The following is a 19,387-nucleotide window of genomic DNA, read 5'->3' on the forward strand; positions in this document are numbered from 1 at the left end:
CCGGAGACGGTTCTGCACTAACAATCAACACGGACCACTCAGTGGGGGCCGGTCAGTGCGAAAAGCGCGAGCGCCAGCCGGCGGTCAAATTCCAGTTCTCCCCCTTGATGTCGTGTATTACGGCCGAACCGAGCCAACTGAGCAGCGTCGGCACCACGAGGCCGACACCTTTGCCCGAGCGGGTCGGCGCAAAAGCCATGACGTGCTCCGGACCGTCGTGCCGCAGATAGTCTCCGCCGGCCCGTCCAAGGAATACACCTTGTCCAGCAAGGAGCCCCCCTTTCCGAAGATCCATCCGATCGGCCCAGCGGGCCGAACCATAAGTGGTGACATTGCGCTGCTGCCGGGCGCGCCAGACCGATCTGAAGATCGCGGCGCCGCAACCGACCAACCCGCTTGAGGCGGCCATACTCCCGGCTTCATCAAAGACGACAGGAGCGTAGGCATCGAACTGGAACCACCAGATGAACAGCGCCCAAGGTTCGTAGACCCGCCAGCTTCCGAGTTGAATCCACGGCTGGCCAAGTTCAGGCTGGTAGGCGAGCTCAGCTGCCGCCCATTGGGTCGCGAACCATACGCCGGCAAGGACAATGGCGAACACCACCAGCATCTGGCCGATCAGGAGTTTGGTTGGGGTCATGAAAGCCTCCGCCCGTCGCGGCGATGGCCGCAGGAGCAGTGCTTACAATCCCGAAATTCCAAATCTGCCGACAGAGCCTGTCTAAGGCACCGAGGTACGTTTTTGCGGCAACTCAGGTTCGTCTTTCATCTTCAAGGCGCACAATGATGCGAATCGAATCCCACCGATTGGCGGCACCCACCAACGAGATTCGGGCAGCGATCGGTACCGAGGCTGCGAAGGGCAGGATGAAAATGATCGCCAACAACGACTGGTCACCCACGTCGTTCGAGCCAATACCGCCCTGTTTCGACCTTTTCTCACCGCCAGGTAATGAACCCATCGACACGGCAGGCACCTCAAGGGCCGCCGGGCGTTGCCCACCGCGTGACATATCAATCACCAAGACAGAGGTTTGCAACGAAGCTATGCCGAAGGGAGCAGCCATGATGCCCTCGCCCACCCGCGGTCTCTGCGCTGCAATTCTCGCCATCGCCTTGTGCGCGAACAGCGCCCCTCCCACACCGGCCGATCAGTATGGCGACCTGTTCATCGCGGTCCAGGAGCAGCGGATCTTCGGCGACGGCAAGACCTTTGTCGACGCGGCGCCCCGGACGGCGCCGGTGGAGATCATGCGACGATTCCATGCCGAGGCACCGAAGACCAATGCCGAACTGCGGCGTTTCGTGCTGGAGCATTTCACCGTCCCCGGCGTGAACGACAAGGCGAAGGCTTCGCTTCGTGAACATGTCAGAGGCCTTTGGCCGCAACTGACGCGCGATGACGCAACGTCCCCAAGGATCGAGAATTCCTCGCTGATCCGCGTTCCACACCCTTATGTGGTGCCCGGCGGACGCTTTCGGGAATCCTATTACTGGGATTCCTATTTTACCATGCTCGGTCTGAAGGCGGACGGCCACGCCGATCTGCTCGAGAGCATGCTCGACAATTTCACCGACATCGTCGAGCGCTTCGGCCATATTCCGAATGGCACGCGAACTTATTATCTCAGCCGCTCGCAACCACCCTTTTTCGCTCTCATGCTCGACCTGTCCGAACAAAAGGATCCAGCGATCCGTACGCGCCGCCTTGCCGCGCTGCGCCGTGAACATGCCTACTGGATGGCCGGCGAGACCTGCGTACGCGAAACGAAACAGCCCTGCGAACGCGTCGTGCCGATGCCGGACGGCAGTGTGCTGAACCGCTACTGGGACGATCGTGATAGGCCAAGGGACGAGTCTTTCGCCGAAGACCGTGAAACAGCCGCCCTGGCTCCTACTCGCCCGGCTGAGAAGATCTATCGCGACTTGCGCGCAGGTGCGGAAAGCGGGTGGGATTTCAGTTCACGCTGGCTGGCCGATCCGCAGAACCTGTCGACGATCCGGACGACCACGATAGTCCCGGTTGACCTCAATGCGCTGCTCTGGGTCATGGAAACCCGTATCGCCGATGGCTGCCGTCAGGTCGCGGATACGCGTTGCCGGATCGAGTTCACCCGGCGGGCAGACCAGCGAAAGGCGTCCGTCGACCGCCACCTCTGGGTCAGCAGAGAAAGCCGCTACGCCGATTGGTCGCTGACCGACCGCAAGCCCACGTCGGTGGTCTCCAGTGCAACTCTCTTCCCGCTTTTCGTCGGCATGGCGTCTTTCGCTCAAGGCAAAGCGGTTGCCCGCACGACGCGGGACAAGCTGGTTGCACCCGGCGGCCTGCGCACCACAAGGCTGCGGACGGGCCAGCAATGGGATGCGCCGAACGGCTGGGCACCGCTCCAGTGGGTTGGGATCGACGGCCTCGAACGCTACGGCCAGAAGGATCTGGCGCACGATATTGCCAAACGCTGGATCCGGACAGTGGATGTGACCTACCGCGAGAACGGCAAAATGCTGGAAAAATACGATGTCGAGGAAAAACGGCCCGGCGGCGGCGGCGAATATCCGCTGCAAGACGGCTTCGGATGGACCAACGGCGTGACCAGTGCCATCCTGGACCGAATGCCGGAGCTCGACCCGCGCTGAGGCGGCGGAGTGCTGCAGCCGTTCACCGATCTTCGCTTCCGTTCTGCATGCCCGAAGAGGCTCTAGGATATCTCCGGCCCTGCCCGGCCCCTCCCGAATTGCCAGCTTATGCCGCTGTCGCGCATGATGCCGGCCGCCTGCTGACCGATCTGTTTCTCCAGTACCGGCCTCCAAGGGACGAGCGTAAATTCACGGCTCTTTTCGATCAGGGCATAGGAGCCGGAGATGCCTCCGATCCTCCGCGCTACGCTGCCTTCGATCCAATCCCCATGGCGTGCCTCTGCAAACCCCTTGCCCAGCTCATCGGAGAGTCCCGCCGCGATCCGCAGCAGCTCCCGTCGCCGAAGGGACGCCAAAGCGTTCGGCCTCAACGCGAAGTTTTCTCCGTCCTCGTCGGCCAACCCCTGCTCGACGAGCCATTGCCGGCGCGCCGTCACGGCAGCACGCACCTCGCCGCCAAATCCGCCGGCTCGGAAGTTGAGCCCGGATGGCGACGCCAATTCGCGATCGACCCAGCTGGCACCGTCGATGTCGATCAGTTTGTCGACAGGTAAAGCCGAGAGGACCTCGACGTCGACGGGACGATCCTGAACGAGTCGGTCCTCGAAGCGCTTCACCTGCTCCAAATGCTCCGGTGAAATGCGCCAGGTGCCGTCAGCCTCGCGCTCGATATCAACGCGCGCCCGCCGCATGGCCTCGAGGCGCCTCACATGTGTCTCGGCGAAAGCCTCACTGACGCGGGGATCATGCCGTCGGTGCAAATCTGCGGAATAGCGCCCGGCATTCGCCTGGGCCACTTCCAGCACCGTTCGATCGATCGCCCTTACTGCAGGCACACGAGGAACGATGCGAACCGTCGCCCTCCCGGGTAGCGGATCGACAGCGGATGCAGCGCCGATGTCCACATAATGTGCTCGGCCGTCGACGCCGTCGATCACCAGAAAATGACGGTCGCGGTGTTCGTCGCAAAGGCCGCGGGCTACGACCCGTCCCACCAGTGGTCCAATCTCCGGCAGGAAAATGCTCTGCTCGGGGCGATCGAGCCGGGCGCGGGACATTTCCCGCTGCATCCGGCGGATGATGTCCCCGCGTTCAGCCATAGTCCGGAGCGTCGCCTCCATGTCCTCGCCAAGCTGCCATTGGCCGCCGCCCCGATCATCCGCCAGCCCCATGCGCTCCAGGGTGCGAAGACGCCCGACTTCCAGAGAATGGAACAGCGGGTCGGCAACACTCGGCGCGACGACATGCTCCTCGTTCATCCGGCCGATCAGTCGGCGATCAAGACTGGTGAGCCGCTCCTGCTCGATTTCCATGCGGAGCCGCGTCTCGATTTCGTGTTCGCTACGGGGACCAAGTTCAAGCGAAACGATCTCGGCAGCGCGCTCCCGAAATCCGTGGGAGATATACTCCCGGGCAATCACAAGATCGCGGGCCTGGTCGTCCACGCCGCGCAGCACGACGTGGGTATGGGGATGGCCGGTATTGAAGTGGTCGACGGCAACCCAGTCCAGCTTCGTACCAAGATCGTCGCCGACCTGCTCCATCAGGCGCCGAATGACCGGTTTGAGATCCTCGAACCGATCACCGTCTTCTGCCGAAACGATGAAGCGGAATTGATGCCGATCCGCCCTGCTGCGCTCGAGAAAGTCCTTCCCGTCGTCGCGCTCGTTTTCGGGACCGTAAAGCTCGCCAGGCTTCCCTTCCCGGGTGACCCCGTCCCGCTGTATGTAATGGAGGTGAGCCCGGGCCGCTCCAAGCCCCTTGCCGCGCAGCGCCGCGAGCCGGGTCTTCACCACGACGCGGCGCGAGCGATAGCCGGCCAGCACATCACGTGTCGACAACAGCCGTCCTGTTGCCGCACCGCGACCGATCCTGCTTCCGTCGTAGCCCCGGGTTCTCGATCCCCGCCCCTTCCCAAGCAAGCCGGCAGCATGCGCGACACGCGTGGCATAGCGATCAGGCGCCTTCCCGCCGGAACCGCGTTGCCGGCCGAGCCAGGGCTCGAAATCGTCGTCTTTCGCCATTTCAAAGCCTCCGAACCGGAATGCTCCGAACACACTATCGGGGGAGGCGGATGCCTCCTTCTAAAGTGATGTGCAGACACGAAAAAAACGGTGCCGGGAGGCATTGCTTCTATCTTGCACTCCGCCCCCAACCTGCCGAATTTTCCTGGTGGCCCTAAGAAGCGGGGGCTGCGAACACGACACAGCCCCCGCTTCTTGCTTCCGCGCCTCACCAGCGACACCACCCGTTACGCACTCAGGGGACATCCCGCCGGATGGCAAAGAGTGGGTCAATTTCGGGCTTTTGGACTGCCTCTCGCATTTCCTGCACCTGCTCGAACGCTAATCCATCTGCAGAAATCGGAGCGAGTTTCCGTTCTAACGGTTCAGTCCCGGGACCGGCTATTTCCGCAAGATAGGCCACCGTTTCGCGAGGAAGCAGTCGCCCGGCAAGGTGCTTTTCGTAGCGCCTCGGACCGGCGTTATAGGCCGCAAAAAGGCCGGGATAACCGAAACGGTTGTAAAGGAGGCGCAAGTAGAATGTACCCGCCAGGATGTTGTCGCGCGGATTGTCCGGATCGCTGCCGAGCGCAAGCCGGTCGCGCATTTCCGCCCATGTCCCCGGCATAAGCTGCATGAGCCCGATCGCACCTTTTGGACTCCGGATCGGGCGGCCGGAAAGCCGGGTTCTGCCCCGGCTTTCCGCGCGCATCACCCGCTCGATCCAGCTGGGGGGCACACCGAAGCGGGAAGAGGCCTCGGAAATCTGAGGGCGCCAGCGGTCCACTTCGTCCGCCTGAAGCGGAACGGCGGCGAGCAGCGCGACAAGGGCCGCCCCCGCACCGATGATGGGCTTCAGCGCGCCCATATCAGCCTCGCGGGACCGATGATATCCGACGCCCTCGTCACCCCGAAATAGCGGCCATCGAACGATTTGCGGTTCTCCGCCATGAGCAGGAAATACTCTCCGCCACGAAGTTGCCGGCACCCTTCCCACCATGGCAGGAGACGACCGCTCCCATCCCGTTTCAACCGCCGGACAAGCGGTTTGCCGTTCACGAAGAGACGCGGACCGAGCGCGCAGATTTCCTGACCCGGACCAGCGGCGATACGCTTCACGAGCGGAACCCGCTGGGGCAGATAGCGCCGGTCAGCGGCAAAGGCGCGCCAGGGGCCGGGAAGTCTCGCGATCACGGTTTCGCCGGGGCCGAAGTCCCCTTCAGGCTCCACGAGATAGAGGCCTAACGGAGCGCTGGGACTTGCATTCCAGACAAGGCGTGGGCCCAGTGGAAAGGCCGGGGTGAGACCGACCAGGCATAGGGCCGCGCTTGCTGCCAGTAGAATTCGCCAGTGCCTATTGCGGCGTAGTCGAGCCTTGCGGAGCGCGTCGCCGAAGGCGCGCAAGGGCGCCTCGGTTACAGAAGGCCGATGCATATTCATCGCCGGAACGCCTGGCCGGAATTTGCCTCGCTCCAGGCATCGAGATCGTCGATGTGGTACTGGACGAAGCGGCAGTGAAACCTGAAGATCGGACCGCCACCGTTGCGCCGAAGCTGCCTCAGAAGGCGGTTCGATATCTTCAGATACGCGGCTGCCTGATCGGTATTCAGGAATGGCGAACCGCTCTTCGCGCGCTGCGCCCTGTCGATCTCGCTAGATCTTTCCATGACGTCCCTGTCTCTTTTTGCTGGCGGCACCGTGCCGCCCGCGAGGGACATTCGATCTGAGGCAGAACACGGCGCTCAGGCAGGGTCGGAAACGGCTATAGCCGATTCCGACCCCCCTCCGGGGACACCCGGGAGGCGTGAAGCTGATGGTGCTGTCGATCGGCAATTGCGTGCCGGGAGCCGGCGCGCGAAGGATCAGCCGGGCGCTAAATCGGTGGCGAAAAGGATCGCGTTTGCAAGCAGCATCGCCTTAGCGGATGCATTACCCACCCTTGTGCTATGCTCAATCACAGTCCAACAAGTGATTTTTTGATCAGCGCCTTACTTACGGCCCAGCCGGCGCTCGGCGACCGCCTTGACCTCAGCCTGAAGCGTTTCAACACGCTCTGCCAACCACTCCAGTTCCATGTCGCGAATGACATAATGCTCCGAATATCTTCCCTTCACATAGGCTTGATAAAGAAGCTCAAAGCATCGCTGTCCAAACTTAGTATTTCGTGGCCAAACTGAAATGAGATCACGGGCAACATCCTCAGCACGTCCTCGCAAAAATTTTATGTTGTGCGATTTCGGCGAGTACAACTTCATCACCAGCAAAATTGTATGATAAAAATGCTCTGTCGATTGATGAAGAAGGAATGCAGCCTCGTTGTTTGAACCCTCCGAAATAAAAAATTTCGCGCCTCGCAGATAGGCTGCTGAACTACTAAACCATTTATCAAAATAATTCTCGGCCTCGACATGCGCGAGGCCGGTGTCGAGCGGCTTGGGGGCTTCGAACTGTTCCGCGGCCAATTCGTAGAGCACGATGCCCTCGCGCACGACATCTACGAAGAAGGGACGTCCGCGCGACAGCTGAAAGTTCACGTCCTTCATCGAATGGACGACCAGACCGACCGGGGCGGACAGCCGTTTGGCGATATCGTATTCGCGGTTGAGGTGATCCTTTGCCCTGCCCCAATATTCCGCCTCGTCGGCAAGGCGCTCGTCGTTGACGACGACGAGAATGTCGTAGTCGGAGAAGTAGCCGCCGACCGGATCGGACACCCAGTCGCCGCGCGCATAGGAGCCGTAGAGGATCACTTTCATGATCCGACCCTGGCGCTTCCACCCCTGGGTGGCGAGAGCCAGAACGTCCTCGAATTCGGCAAAGATGATCTCGACCACGCGCTTCAGATCGGCGCGCTTCTGCTCCGGCAAATGGTCGAGATCGGTCCTCATAATCAGCTGATTCTAGACTAGTTTCGGCCAGGAACAACTGTTCTGTCCATCCCGTCCCGGATAACCGGGTGAGCGCTTGTCCTGCTGCCGAACGCCGCGAAACCCCGCGCCCGGAGGCGCGGGGGCCGGGACCTTCAGTCCGCCGGGTTCCAGATGATGGCGAAGCTGTCTTCATCGTCCCGTCCGGCGGCACGGCCAAGGTTAGCGTAGAGCCGCCGGGGCCCGAATTCCGGAGCGGCAAGGCTCAGCGACACGTAGTCGTTGCCGGAAGCTTCGCTGCGGCGGATCCAGCCTGCCCCGACTTCGGCGCCGCCGCAGGTGACGCGGTAATCGGGCTGGGTGTCGCCGGACTTGGCGGTGTTGGGGGTGATCTCGATCTCGGTGCGGATCGAGAGGGTGCGCAGCTGGCCCTTGAAGCTGCGGCCGTCGCGGGTGACATATCCGATTGCGGGCATCTTTCGTCTCCTTGAAGCATTCGCCGCAGAGCGATTTCCGGGCGATGGGCAGACCTTCGGGAACGGTTGCAGCGGGCATCCGAACCGCCAGGCCGCAGCGGCAGCGAAGGACCGGAAGACAAGGCCTTATTTGAAGCGAAGCGGCCGCGAGGAGCCTGCCGCAAGGCAGGCGGGGAAATAAGGCCGGTCGATGGTTTCGGAAGACCGCGACCGTTCCAGGTCGATGCCCTCCAGCCGGAAATGACTCTACGACGATTTGCTTTTCAGAGGAGACGGACTTGTCCGCTTGGATATGTCAGCCGCGACGGCCGCAGCTTCGATGCCGGAATGGAAGCTCCCTCTCGATCCGCCCAATCATCGAAATCGTCCTGTCCCGCCACGTCCAAGGACACCCCTGCCGGACTACCGCGTCACCTCCGGCGGCGCCGAAGTCGGGGCAGGCTGGATCCGCCGCAGCGACGCCTTGTCCCCACGGCTGCCAGCCCTAGCCCTGCGCCCGGAATTCAGGCACCGGGTTCGTCCAGGCCCCTTCCTGCGCCGCCGGATCGGACGATGAAGACGCGTTCGCCCATACCATTCCGGTGGACGGAAAGGCCTTCTCCCACGCTTCCGGGCGCGCGGTTCCGCCGCAAAGACCGGGCGTTCAGTCGACCAGGACTTCCTCGGGCGGCAGTGGATCAGGCGCGCCCTTCGCGAGGTAATCGCGCACGATGTCCGCGACGGCTAGCGGCGTCAGCCGCTCGGCGGCGTGGGCGAGATCGTCCAGCCGCCACCATCTGAGTTCGGTCACGAACTGTGCCTCGCGGGGATCAAGCATCCGGGCATCGAACCGCCGGACCGGCACGATGCGGTACTCCTCGCGCTGCGAGAGCCGCCTGCCGTCCCAGTCGAACGTATGATGCCGCAGCCAGACCACCGGGCCGGGCTGGCAATGCACAAGACCGAGTTCCTCGCGCAGTTCGCGTCGCAGGGCATCGGCAGGGTCCTCACCCGGCTCGATGCCGCCGCCCGGCATGACCCAGAACGCTGCGCCAACCGGCGGCTGGATCCGGATCAGCAGCACTTCGCGATCCGGGGTAAGGAGAACGGCGCGCACCGCGCGCCGCTCCGTAACAGCACCAAGGATCTCATCGTTATCCATTCCCTGATCCGTGCCACCTGAGGGTGTGCAGCGCAATCGGCAGATGATCCAGGGCCGACCAGCTGCGCGCCCGTGCGCCGAAAGGGGCACGGGCGCGAAAATTCTCCCCCTTTTCGCGCCGGACAGTTGTTCCGACTGCATCAGCATGACCGCTGCAGGGATCCGATCCACCGGCTCGCAATCGCTCGAACAAACCAGCTCCCCGCAATCGCAAAGCCCGGCAGGTCCTGAACGGTCCTGCCGGGCATTTTCCGGATTACGCGGCTTGTCGGGCGTTCGACTGATCCAGAGCAGAGCTATCATCACCAGCTGCTCCACCGGGCACCGGCACGGCCAGCGGATCATCGCTCGGACCGACGACCTCGGCAGCACCGATTTCCCCGGCGGCCTCCTTCGGTTCGTTCAATAGCGCCATGGCCCGGACATGGGCGTCCACCGTGCCGACGCCGCCACGCGAGGTATAAGCAGAGGGCGGGAAGGCCATCCAGCGCGGCACCCAACCTTCCTTCTTCGTCCGGCCGCCTTCGCCTGCAAGGTGCGCGCGGATGATCGCCTTGAGCGTCTTGCTCGTCTCGCGGGCATTCGCAGCGGCGATCTGTTCGCCCGCCACTTCCGCGAGCATCGCGAGCAGCACCTCGCGGTCGCGCAAGCCCTCGAGGAAGACCTCGTCCGCCTCCCACCAGTGGGCCATCGATAGGCCCAGCATTGTGCCAAGCGCCTCGATTTCCGGAGTACCGGCGGCCAAAGTCTCGCCCATGACGAGAGCGAGGATATCGAGCACTTCGGCGTCGGGCAGCGGAACGAGACGGGCGAGCAGCTCGCAGATATTCCGGCCCGCTGCGCCGTAACCATAGCCGCTGGAGGTGACAGTGGCATCCTCGGCGTCGAGCCGCAATGACCCAAGAACCTCGCGCCGCCGCGCGTCGAACACCGCTTCGGCGCGGCTTTCGTCGAGGCTTTGCCGGACGGCATCGCTCTTCACCGATTGCGGCTCGGGCCGGACGCGCCACAGCGCCGACCCGGCGATCGCATGCGCGACCACCAGCCGCAGGGCGAGGGCCGGACTGCCAAGCAATTCGGTCCGCACGGCGGCATGGCGATGGAGGTCGACATATGTCTGCGTGAGCGAGGTGAGTTCGGCCCGCACCGGGCTGGTACCGCCGCCGCTGCCGTGCTCATCTTCGCCGCACTGTCCCGCGTTCCTGCTCTTGGCAAGACGTGCCGCCTCCTTGCGCGAGAGATAGCCCTCGTGGACAACGACTTCGCCATTGCCCCGCACATCGAGATAGACCCGCCCGCCCTTGCGCTTGGCGGTCTTCTCGTATTCCCAGGCATGGAAATGCTCGTCCGGCGGGATGACGACGGCATCAGCCCAGCCTGCCTCGATATAGGCCACCCTGCGCGCTTCGATGGCGGCGTTCTGCAAGGCCCAGAACGTCACGCCTTCCGCGAAATAGGCATCTTCCCCGAACAGGTCCGTGACGACCGTAAGGCCGCTGCCCTCGACATCGAACAGGGCATGGCGGGTCGAGATCGACGCTCCCCCCAGCAGCCACGATTTCAGCGAATGCCCGCGCGGAGCATAGGCATCGGGATCATCCACCAGCATGAGCCAGCTCTTCTGCTGGCTCCTGGAGGCGAGGGTCAGATGCCGGATGGTCACGGCATCGATTTCCCCCTGCCGATACATCTCGCGGATACGCGGGAGGAGATTGCCGAGCGCCAGCGCGCGGCGCACGGCGAGATCGGGCAGGCCGAAGGTCGCGCCGATCTCGGCAATGCTGCGCCCTTCCTTCACCAGCCGGGTGAAACAGGCCCAGCGCGAGACTTCGTCCGGATCGAGCCGGGCGATGTTCTCGATAAGCGAGGCCTCGACGGCGCTGGCATCGTCCGCTTCATCGAGTACCGCGCAGGGCAGCAGGACGATTTCGGGATCGGGCTCACCGGTTTCGGCTGACGCCGCCAGCCGCTCGGCAGCGACGATGCAGGCTGCATGGAAGCGCCGGCTTGCGGCAACGATCTCGTAATGCCGAGCCTCCCGGCGGGCATGCGCCTGCGGATCGGCGGCACCGGCAGCGAGATGTTCTTCCGGCGGTGCACAGGGCCGTACGAGACCGGCTGGAGAACGCCTCGCGCCCGGACGGTGGGCAGGATGTCCGCCACATCGGGAGCCTTGCGGGCATGGCGCATGTTGGACTTGCTGACGGAAAGGTTGCCAAGGGCAATGAATTCGAGTTTCATGGCAGGTACTCCTCAGGAGTGCCGGTCCACCGTTTTCGTGATGGGATAGGGTGGACCGGCTTTCAGATGGGCAGGAAAACGCCTGCCCGCGTCATCGGCCCCTCAGCGGGGCAGAATTCGAATGGCGCCCGGGTCCTCTCGGGTCAGGCGGGCCAACAGGTCGGCGGCACCGGGAATCGACCCGGCAAGGCGCGATGCCTCGGCCCAGACCGACAGGCGGTGCCGGGTGGTGAAGACGAGGTCTCGTGCGATCTTCATGCCCAGCGGCAGGTCGATGGCCTCGATCTCGCGCAGCGAGAAGATGCCGAGTTCCGGGCAGCCCAAACCGAGGTCCGCCAGTCCATAGAGGGTATCGTCATCGGGATAGATTTCGCTGACCAGCCAGGCCGCCCGGCCCGTAGGATTAAACAGCCGGACCAGGGGAAACGGATCGAAGCGGGGCTTGCGCACGCAATGCTCGAAGTTCGCGGCGAGCAGCGCGCGGATGCCGGGGGACAGCAGGGTCATGATACCGCCCTCCCCGCACCGGTTTGCGACGCTGGCTCCGTTCGTGCATCCGTATCCGTTCGTGGATCGCCGCCCGCCTCTAGCGCCTTGCCAAGACCGGGACCTGCCGCGATATCCTCCGCCACCTCGCCGTCCGCTGCGGCATGGCGCGCCAGCAGCCAGTCCGAGGCCTTGCTCGCCATGGAGGCGGCACGGAAGATCGCGCGGGCATCCTCGCGCAGGACCTCGAGCCATGCGCCGACGTAATCGGCGTGGCGAACGGTCGGCACGATGCCGAGCGAGGCGCAGAGGAAAGCCGAACCCATTTCCGCAACGAGTTCCTCGCGGGCATAGTCCTTCGACCCGAAGCCGTTCGTGAGATCGCGGCCCAGCCGGGATTTGTGGCCGGTGGCATGGGTCAGTTCATGAAGACAGGTTCGGTAGTAATTAACCTGATCATGAAAGGCCTGCTGCGGGGGTACCTGCACAAAGTCCGCGCCCGGAGCATAGAAGGCCTTGTCACCCCCGACCCGGAAATCGACGCCGCTTGCGGCAATGAGCACCTCGGCCACCGGCAAGATCTCGCGCTCGGGCAAGGCAACCGGCTGGGGCATGATATCATCCGGCAAGCCCTCGCACTGCGCGACATTGAAGACGGTGAAGCGCTTCAGGAAGGCAATCGACCGCGCCTCCCCGCCGCTTTCCCGCGCCCGTTCCTTCTCGGTTTCCGGGGTGAAGCGGTCGGCATAGACCACCTGCGTTCCGTGCTCGCCCTTGCGCACGTTGCCGCCCGCCGCGATGGCCTGCCGGAACGTCAGCCAGCCGGGACGCTCCCAGCCGGAGGCAAGCGCCGAGGCCCAGAGCAGGAGGATATTGATCCCCGAATAGCTGCGCGACGTCAGGGCATTGCGCGGCAGGCACGGGATAGCCCCGCTTCCCCCCGCCCCGCCGCAAGCCGCACTGCTCCATGGCTGGACCCAGGGAATGCGCCCCGCTTCCAGCTCGGCAATGATCCGCGCCGTGACCTCGTCATAAAGCGAGAGCCGCGTCTCCTGCTTCCCGCGCCTGCTCCGGCCATCACCACGGTTGTCATTCCCGCGCTGGCCTTCCTGACGCCCCGCCCGGCCCTTATCGCGATCATGGGCCCGATTTCCAACCTGTTCGGGGCATGAGCGGATGTCGCCGGAGTGACCCGCAAGCTTACCACCAGGGTTATGAGGGAGATTATGATCAGGACTATTCAAGCCGCCCCGACATCCCCGCCCCGGCTTACCTCGCGTCCGGGCCTCGGCCCCCAGCGGATCGGCACTGCCACCTTCAAAACACCGGTCGGAACTGGCAACACCATGAAACTGATCTTGCGGCCTCGCGCATTGCGGGACCTTGCGATTGCTGCGCATGTCTCACCTCCTGCACTGCCCGAAAAAACCCATCATGGGCCTCCCCCGAAAAGGCGGGGGGTGGGCGGCCCGGACGACCGACAGGGCCCGCGCTAAGCGGCGCCTGCACCCGAAGGGCCGGAACGCAAGTGGAGGAGCCGCGACGAAGGAGCGGCTTGCAGGGGACGATGGCGGGCCCAGACGGTTGTCGAGCCCACACCCCGACTTTGATCGGGAGAGGCTCACAAATGATGCCGCGCGCAGGTGAAGCCTGCGCGCGTCAACATCGAGGCGGGGCATGCCCCGCCGACCGCCACTTCCCCCTTGCGCGCCAGCGATCGAAACCGGCAGGCCGAGACCCTCAAGGGGCTCGGTGCCACGCCAGGGCATCAAGGGCGGATAGCCCGCCCGCACGCGGCATAGAGCGCGGCCATGCCGAAGCCATGGGGCGCCCTTGCTACCTCATTGCCTGAAATGAGCCGGATGAATTACATCAGCAAGATGGAGGATTCACGAGCGGATCCGGAGCCTGGCATCGCTTCGACCTGATTTGTGTTAACTTATTGCCGTTCGGGCGAAATTCATTCCGGTGCCATTCAGTCCAGGCATTAAGGGGGCTTAGTAGGAGATACGCTTCAGAGCTGCTTCTGGATGGTGATCAGGACCGTCCGTCCTAGGGGATTGATCTCATCACGGGTATAAACGGAGCGGGCAACGGTATCTTCAACGATAACCCGGCGATAGCCGTTGAAAAGGTTGGTCACATTCAAAGAGATTTTCAATTTCCGGATGAACGAAATATCCGACCATCCCTCAAATAGGCGATCCGGATTAATGAATGCAGATAGGTTGAACAACAACGGCGGTTTGACGCGAAAAGCGGCGTCCTCGGCGCGGACTGTGGAGGGACTTCCCCACGTGATGCCGAGATTGGAGCCAAAGGCGCGTTCTCCGAAGCCGAACTGCAGGTCGACTGTCTGGCGGGATACGCCGCTGTTATCGTTCAACCTGTCGATCACCGGCAATCCCCGCCGTATCAACGTCTCGTCCCGAAGCAGATAGTGATGCGTGACAGCAAAGCTGAACTGGAGAGGATCGCGGATCAGCGAGGAAAGCGCGTGTCCGGAGTTGCGCTGTCTTCTGCCGCCGAGACGAAAGGCCAAGGTGGAATCCAAATCGCTGCTGACACTATGCTTTATACTTATAGGGCGCGCATCCACGGCGACGAGGCGGCCTTCGCTGTCGCGGTTTATGCGTTCAGGAAAGGCAGCTTCAACGACGGGGGTAAGCTCAGGGAAACCGGCAACACCGTCCGTTGCTTTCGAACGATGATAATTGACCCCGAGGGTGAAATCCTGATTGCTGAATGGCGTCAACTGCAATGCCATATTCACGTTTTCTTGCCGACTGCGCCTGGGGTCAAGTTCGGAGTTTCCCCCGGTCGTCCATATGGGCTCTGCTATTTCCTGACGTTTGAAATCGAAAATCCGGTTGACGGTCGTCACGGTCGGATTTGACGTTTGGCTAACCGTCGCTCGAACACTGCTGCGATTTATCGAGCCGCTGATTTGTATCTGCGAAAGCGGTCGCCAGGTGGCGCTGAGACCCATGGTGTCTTGGCCGGCGCTCCCTGATGCACCTGCGTAGCCAAAGGTCGCATCGAGCAAAAGGTCGCCAAGCAAACCGAACTTCGACTCCCGACGTGATATCGGCAAGTTCAGTGACATCTGGCCGCTCCACTGCGCATTGTCTGATCGGGTGGTAGTTGGTATGTCTAAGAAGATATCTGTCGTTGTGCTGGTACTCTTCGCCTGCCCCATAGCCGCTGAAAAATTCCAGCCGAGGGAGCCGGTTGGCAGACTGAGAAGTGATCTTTGAAGGTTGACGCGCATGTTCATGTTGCTGGAGTTCGATCTTGTACGGCTCCCCTTCAGATACTTTCCTGTGGTTATGGGTGCGTAAGGGTTAAATGCTAGGTCGTTGCCGTCGATTAGATCCTGCAGTTTTTCAGCGGCAATGCCCGTTTCCTGAAGGCTTCGGCTTGAACTCCGAGAGTAAATCAAGGCAAGATTGGTTTGAAATCCAAGCGCTCGTCCATCGATCGTGAGTGAAGTCGAAACGGTTTCAAGGTCGTTTCTGCTTTGCAATGCTCTCAGCCCTGCGAAGGGCCGGTAAAGAAATACCGCTGTATCGAACGGTGACCAGGGGTTGGTAGATGGCAGTGTCAGTAGTACCATCGGCAAACCGCTCGAGCCGGCATTTTTGCTTCGATTTGCGTCCAGCGACAGCGAGGCCGAAAAACTTCCGATCGGATATGAGACGCCCAAGCCTACCGAAAGGTTTTGGCTGGAAGGCTGTAATGTCTCGAATGCGTTCGCATCGACTGGGTTACGCCGGTTTGCTGTTGCCAGAAAAGCTTCCAACGATGGCGGTGTAACCAGGTAATCCGGCACCGCAGCGACGCTAACGATCTCTCCGGCTGCCTGACTGAGCGTTGGATCGATTTCGCTACCGTTGATTCCAGTGACAAAGCCTCCACTGTCGAACATCCCGAAAGCCGCAGGAACATTGCGAGAACTCTTGCGAAGTTCACTTTGATGTCCGGCTTTCACCTTCGCGCTCCAGCGCATGTCGCCGTTGATGGCAAATCGAGCGACATTGAGGTCTTGACCAAGCTGGCCCCCGGCGGTGGCAAAATTCACGCTTCCGCCGGCTTCATAGCTCGCAAACTTGGGCTTTAGCACCAGGTTGACGACCCTTTGCGCTGGGTTTGCTCCATAGCGGACGCTTGCCTCCGGCTTCAGAAGCGCCACTTTCTCCAGTGCTTCCGGAGGGTAAGCGAGGATGGAGCGATCAAACCCGGCAGGTCGCCCATTGATGAGCAAGAGCGGGGGAGTACCGGTTGGATCGATGAACGGCTGAAGGCGGTTGAGCAGTTCCTGGATGTCGTATGCGCCTTCCGACGCTACTTCCGACTCGTTGAATTCGGTTTCCGAGGCGACATCAGCGTCTCCCCGGCGTTTACGGATAACGATGATTTCTCCATCCGCTGCTTCATTTCTACGGCCCAACCCTTCTGCCGACGCACGCGGCGTGAAAATGGAAGGTTTGCCGACAGACTGAGCAACTGCCGGCGCACCAAACCACCCCAGCTGCAATGTCATGACGGACACAAGGCATTTGGAAATAGCGGCCGAAGAAGATGGTTTTACAAAAAACGCATCACCTAAATCCATGATCGGGCGAAGCTTCATAATGTAGAGTACGATTTTCTATCCGCACCGAAATAGAATTGCCGCCCCCGTAAAAAAACTTAGAAGGCGGCAATTACATTCTTTAGATACTAAGTGTTAGTGGCAACAGGTCTTCGTATTCCAGATCACCTTGCCGTTGTCATAGATGACGACATTGCCATCATTCTGGACCATCAGCCGAGCATTCGGATGGCCATCAGTATTGGATGCCCAGGGAGTATTATCCTTGGTTGGCGTTTTCTGATGATATACGACGAGATTGCCGTCGGCCTGAAACACGACTTTTTCCGCGTAACGCGGGTTCAGCATCTGGCCGGGAACACCCGGGGGGGCATCGATCCACATCGGAAAGTCTGTCTTGCTGCTCCACAAGACGGCAGTTCCCTGCCGAAGCACAAAATTGCCATCGGTCTGGAAGGTAAGCCTGAAGCGGCCGTCCTGAGAAACAAACGCATCGTTCGGATACAAGATCTGGGTGCCGGGGAGACCATAATCAGCCGCGGGAGTTACAATGTCTCGGGCGAAAGACGGCGCCGCTGCGGCCAAAGTGGCAGCGGCGGCAGCAATGAACGACACGGCCTTGCTGAATTTCATGATCGGAAATCCCTGTTAAAATAAGGTGACGAATTCAATCCGCCAGAAATTGAGCTGCTCACCCATCTGCCGGAATCTTGAATTCGCGCGTCGTTAAGCCTGATTTCACAGCTCCAGATAGTTAAAACTTTATAATACCTTGAAAATTTGGCAATCGACGACTTTCACACGCCAAATTTAATAAACGAGGGTAAAGCCCCATCTGATCGATAAATGACGGTTTTTGTCATAAGTTTCGTAAGTTAATTCGCCCTTGGAATTATAATTAAAATCTGCGAGGCTGCGAGAAAAATCACCGAGGTTAAAAATATCACCATTTTATAACTTCCAAAATTTTGCTTGATGCACGCAAATAAAAACTTCCTCTAAAAAGGCAGGTCACAGCATCATCTGAACAATGGCTATTTAACGTCACCATGAAAGCTTCGGCTCGCTGCTTCTGCTAAATGCGCATATTTATTGTGGTGTATAGCTCATCGACTAATCGATTGGCGGCCATATTCAGCGAATTCAGGTGAGGGTCGATCTACCTGAACATCTTTTTCATTTGGCAGCGGAAGGCCGTGCGAGCGGCAATGCCACGGCTCGGAGTGCTCCTCGCATCTTCTTCCTTTCGGTGCGGTAAGCGACATTGGGCATAGAGGCAGAACGTTGCGCCTTTTCTTGCTATCATCAGCCCGCCACTCCGCGCCGCCGTTTGAGCTAATTGCCGAGCTTTAAAGGGGCCTTGCTGGCTACGCCGTGCCTTAGGCGTTGAGGTCGGCAAGGAACCAAAGATTTGGTAGGGATAGAGGAAAAAGGCGCAGTACAACGCTCTTCCGCTGAGGAAATCAGGGCAACTCTGTGCTCACGACGCGAATGGTGCCGGCCCCGGACGATCCGGAGCCGACATTTCCTGTAAGAGAGCCGGAAGCAGAAGCTACAAGCGCGTCATGCTCGGCAAAGACGCGCTCAATCTCCGCACGCTTGTCGAAGATCATGCGCGCCACGCCGCTGGTCATGCCGCCCTCATCGCCAACCCGGCCGAGCACGGAGGCCAGGTCCTCCAGCGTCGCCTTTTCGAGACTGCTGTGAAGTCCGCCTTTCGAATCGCGATAGGCTACGCATTCAAACGCCATGTTCTGCTCCCGCATTACGCACGGCAGAATAACCTCGCCGGGATTAGGGATGTTCCGGCGGATGCGGCAGACGCTCGCCGGGAAAGGGTCATGTGAAACACCCGGAAAAGGTCGAACGGAGGGTTCGCCGAGAAGCGCCGCACTATTCTCGTCCGTGTATCCCGTGCAGCCACCCGATCGATTTCGACAGGAAGATTCTAAAGGGCCACCTCGCATGAGAAGCGGCCCTGAGATCGGCCTGGCCGAGGGGGGGGGGCCGCCACCGAACTTTCACGAATGAGTATCCGGCAAAGCCGGTTGTTGCCGTCTCGCCGGAGAGCTGCGCGGCCACAAGCCGCGCCACATGTGGCCGTCTGCCGAACTTGGCCTCTGCGAACCTGGAAACGTACAAGGATAGCCGCCGCCCGAACGGTTTCGATGCGGCCCTGGCCGGGACAGTCACCGCGTCGAATTCGTCCTTTCGCTCAATGGCTCGAGGTCATGTCGTCTTGACGGGCCATGCGCCGCCAGCTGGAAGCTCCGCAGCAAAGCCGGAAGCCTGCCTCAGCAATTCGTCTGCCGGCTTCGTTCGGCCTGCTTGTCTTCGGTGATGAGTGGGTTTTCCTGGCGCCCCATGGTCCAGTTCTTCCCGAGACGAACCGTTGCGTTGGGTGCGCACCAGATCTCGCCTGAGCTGTCAAGTGCGGTAACCCAGATCAGATTATGCTCCTGACCGTAGTCGATCATTCCGATCGCATAACCGTCGCCCTTGCCGACGACGTGGAGCGGGATTGTGGGGTTGAGCTGCGTGAACATTGGGAGCCTCTGGATGGCTACGAAAGGGCCGGCGCACCGGGGTGCGCCGGCTCCTGTTCGGCTTATTCGGGCTTGCCGGCGCCCGGTTCGGACGTCTTGGGCGCCTTGCCGTCTTCGATGCGGCCCTCGTTGCGCAGATCGCGGCCTTCCTGAGCCTTGCGCTGGCCTTCCGGAGACTTGTCGTGCTCGTTCAGCTCTTCCTTGATGTAGCCTGCGGCTTCCTTCGCTTCGCCCTTCATGCTCATCGGTCTCTCCTTTGTCCTTGCCGCGATGGCCCGCGGCGACAAGGTGTAAAGGCTCCAGAACGAATTTGGCTCCAGAGTTCAAAAGGCTCCGTTCTGCGGCAGTTCTGTCCGCTGCGAAACGACCGGAACGGCTATGCACCATACCTTGCGCCAC

The 19,387-nt window shown here is 61.3% G+C and carries 17 protein-coding genes and 1 pseudogene; 2 read left to right on the forward strand and 16 right to left on the reverse strand.

Annotated elements, in window-relative coordinates:
* Positions 1-55 precede the first annotated feature (55 nt).
* Positions 56-640: pseudogene (locus tag RT424_RS04040) on the reverse strand (type IV secretory system conjugative DNA transfer family protein); the annotation flags it as partial.
* 428 nt (positions 641-1,068) lie between these two features.
* Between RT424_RS04040 and treF the strand changes: the two are divergent.
* A complete protein-coding gene (gene treF, locus RT424_RS04045) occupies positions 1,069-2,634 on the forward strand; it encodes an alpha,alpha-trehalase TreF (RefSeq protein ID WP_409521440.1) in 1,566 nt (521 codons plus the stop codon).
* Between the two features lie 62 nt (positions 2,635-2,696).
* Here the strand turns inward: treF and rlxS are convergent, their stop codons facing one another.
* From rlxS to RT424_RS04085, 8 genes are all read right to left on the reverse strand, one after another.
* On the reverse strand, positions 2,697-4,658 hold the full coding sequence (gene rlxS, locus RT424_RS04050) for a relaxase/mobilization nuclease RlxS (protein ID WP_313434687.1): 1,962 nt from the start codon (positions 4,656-4,658) through the stop codon (positions 2,697-2,699).
* 235 nt (positions 4,659-4,893) lie between these two features.
* Positions 4,894-5,505, reverse strand: coding sequence for a lytic transglycosylase domain-containing protein (locus RT424_RS04055; RefSeq protein WP_313434688.1), 612 nt, complete (start codon positions 5,503-5,505; stop codon positions 4,894-4,896).
* Entirely contained in the window at positions 5,493-6,077 is a 585-nt protein-coding gene (locus tag RT424_RS04060) for a S26 family signal peptidase (protein WP_313434689.1), read from the reverse strand. The genes RT424_RS04055 and RT424_RS04060 overlap by 13 nt, the downstream gene beginning before the upstream one ends.
* Entirely contained in the window at positions 6,074-6,304 is a 231-nt protein-coding gene (locus RT424_RS04065; RefSeq protein ID WP_313434690.1) for a helix-turn-helix domain-containing protein, read from the reverse strand. The genes RT424_RS04060 and RT424_RS04065 overlap by 4 nt, the downstream gene beginning before the upstream one ends.
* A gap of 321 nt (positions 6,305-6,625) precedes the next feature.
* Positions 6,626-7,525, reverse strand: coding sequence for a HEPN domain-containing protein (locus tag RT424_RS04070; RefSeq protein WP_313434691.1), 900 nt, complete (start codon positions 7,523-7,525; stop codon positions 6,626-6,628).
* Between the two features lie 134 nt (positions 7,526-7,659).
* Entirely contained in the window at positions 7,660-7,980 is a 321-nt protein-coding gene (locus RT424_RS04075) for a DUF736 family protein (RefSeq protein ID WP_313434692.1), read from the reverse strand.
* A gap of 643 nt (positions 7,981-8,623) precedes the next feature.
* A complete protein-coding gene (locus RT424_RS04080) occupies positions 8,624-9,121 on the reverse strand; it encodes an NUDIX hydrolase (protein WP_313434693.1) in 498 nt (165 codons plus the stop codon).
* Positions 9,122-9,377: 256 nt separating this feature from the next.
* The gene (locus tag RT424_RS04085; protein WP_313434694.1) at positions 9,378-10,784 is read right to left on the reverse strand and encodes a chromosome partitioning protein ParB; all 1,407 of its coding nucleotides are present in this window, start codon (positions 10,782-10,784) and stop codon (positions 9,378-9,380) included.
* Between RT424_RS04085 and RT424_RS04090 the strand changes: the two genes are divergently transcribed.
* Positions 10,770-11,078: a hypothetical protein gene (locus RT424_RS04090; RefSeq protein WP_313434695.1), complete on the forward strand. Its 309-nt coding sequence runs from the start codon at positions 10,770-10,772 to the stop codon at positions 11,076-11,078. The two genes, RT424_RS04085 and RT424_RS04090, sit on opposite strands and share 15 nt — an antisense overlap.
* Positions 11,079-11,464: 386 nt before the next feature.
* Here RT424_RS04090 and RT424_RS04095 read toward each other — a convergent pair whose 3' ends face one another.
* The 7 genes from RT424_RS04095 to RT424_RS04125 all read right to left on the reverse strand — a co-directional run bounded on the left by RT424_RS04095 (position 11,465) and on the right by RT424_RS04125 (position 19,233).
* On the reverse strand, positions 11,465-11,869 hold the full coding sequence (locus RT424_RS04095) for a DUF2958 domain-containing protein (protein WP_313434696.1): 405 nt from the start codon (positions 11,867-11,869) through the stop codon (positions 11,465-11,467).
* Positions 11,866-13,092, reverse strand: coding sequence for a zincin-like metallopeptidase domain-containing protein (locus RT424_RS04100; RefSeq protein WP_313434697.1), 1,227 nt, complete (start codon positions 13,090-13,092; stop codon positions 11,866-11,868). The genes RT424_RS04095 and RT424_RS04100 overlap by 4 nt, the downstream gene beginning before the upstream one ends.
* Before the next feature lie 770 nt (positions 13,093-13,862).
* A complete protein-coding gene (locus tag RT424_RS04105; protein WP_313434698.1) occupies positions 13,863-16,481 on the reverse strand; it encodes a hypothetical protein in 2,619 nt (872 codons plus the stop codon).
* Positions 16,482-16,577: 96 nt separating this feature from the next.
* The gene (locus RT424_RS04110) at positions 16,578-17,075 is read right to left on the reverse strand and encodes a hypothetical protein (protein WP_313434699.1); all 498 of its coding nucleotides are present in this window, start codon (positions 17,073-17,075) and stop codon (positions 16,578-16,580) included.
* 830 nt (positions 17,076-17,905) lie between these two features.
* The gene (locus tag RT424_RS04115) at positions 17,906-18,208 is read right to left on the reverse strand and encodes a hypothetical protein (protein WP_313434700.1); all 303 of its coding nucleotides are present in this window, start codon (positions 18,206-18,208) and stop codon (positions 17,906-17,908) included.
* A gap of 528 nt (positions 18,209-18,736) precedes the next feature.
* A complete protein-coding gene (locus RT424_RS04120) occupies positions 18,737-18,988 on the reverse strand; it encodes a hypothetical protein (protein WP_313434701.1) in 252 nt (83 codons plus the stop codon).
* A 62-nt stretch (positions 18,989-19,050) separates the two neighbouring features.
* Positions 19,051-19,233, reverse strand: coding sequence for a hypothetical protein (locus RT424_RS04125; RefSeq protein WP_313434702.1), 183 nt, complete (start codon positions 19,231-19,233; stop codon positions 19,051-19,053).
* Positions 19,234-19,387 lie beyond the last annotated feature (154 nt).

This window comes from Novosphingobium sp. (genome assembly GCF_032093395.1).
GTDB lineage: Bacteria > Pseudomonadota > Alphaproteobacteria > Sphingomonadales > Sphingomonadaceae > Novosphingobium.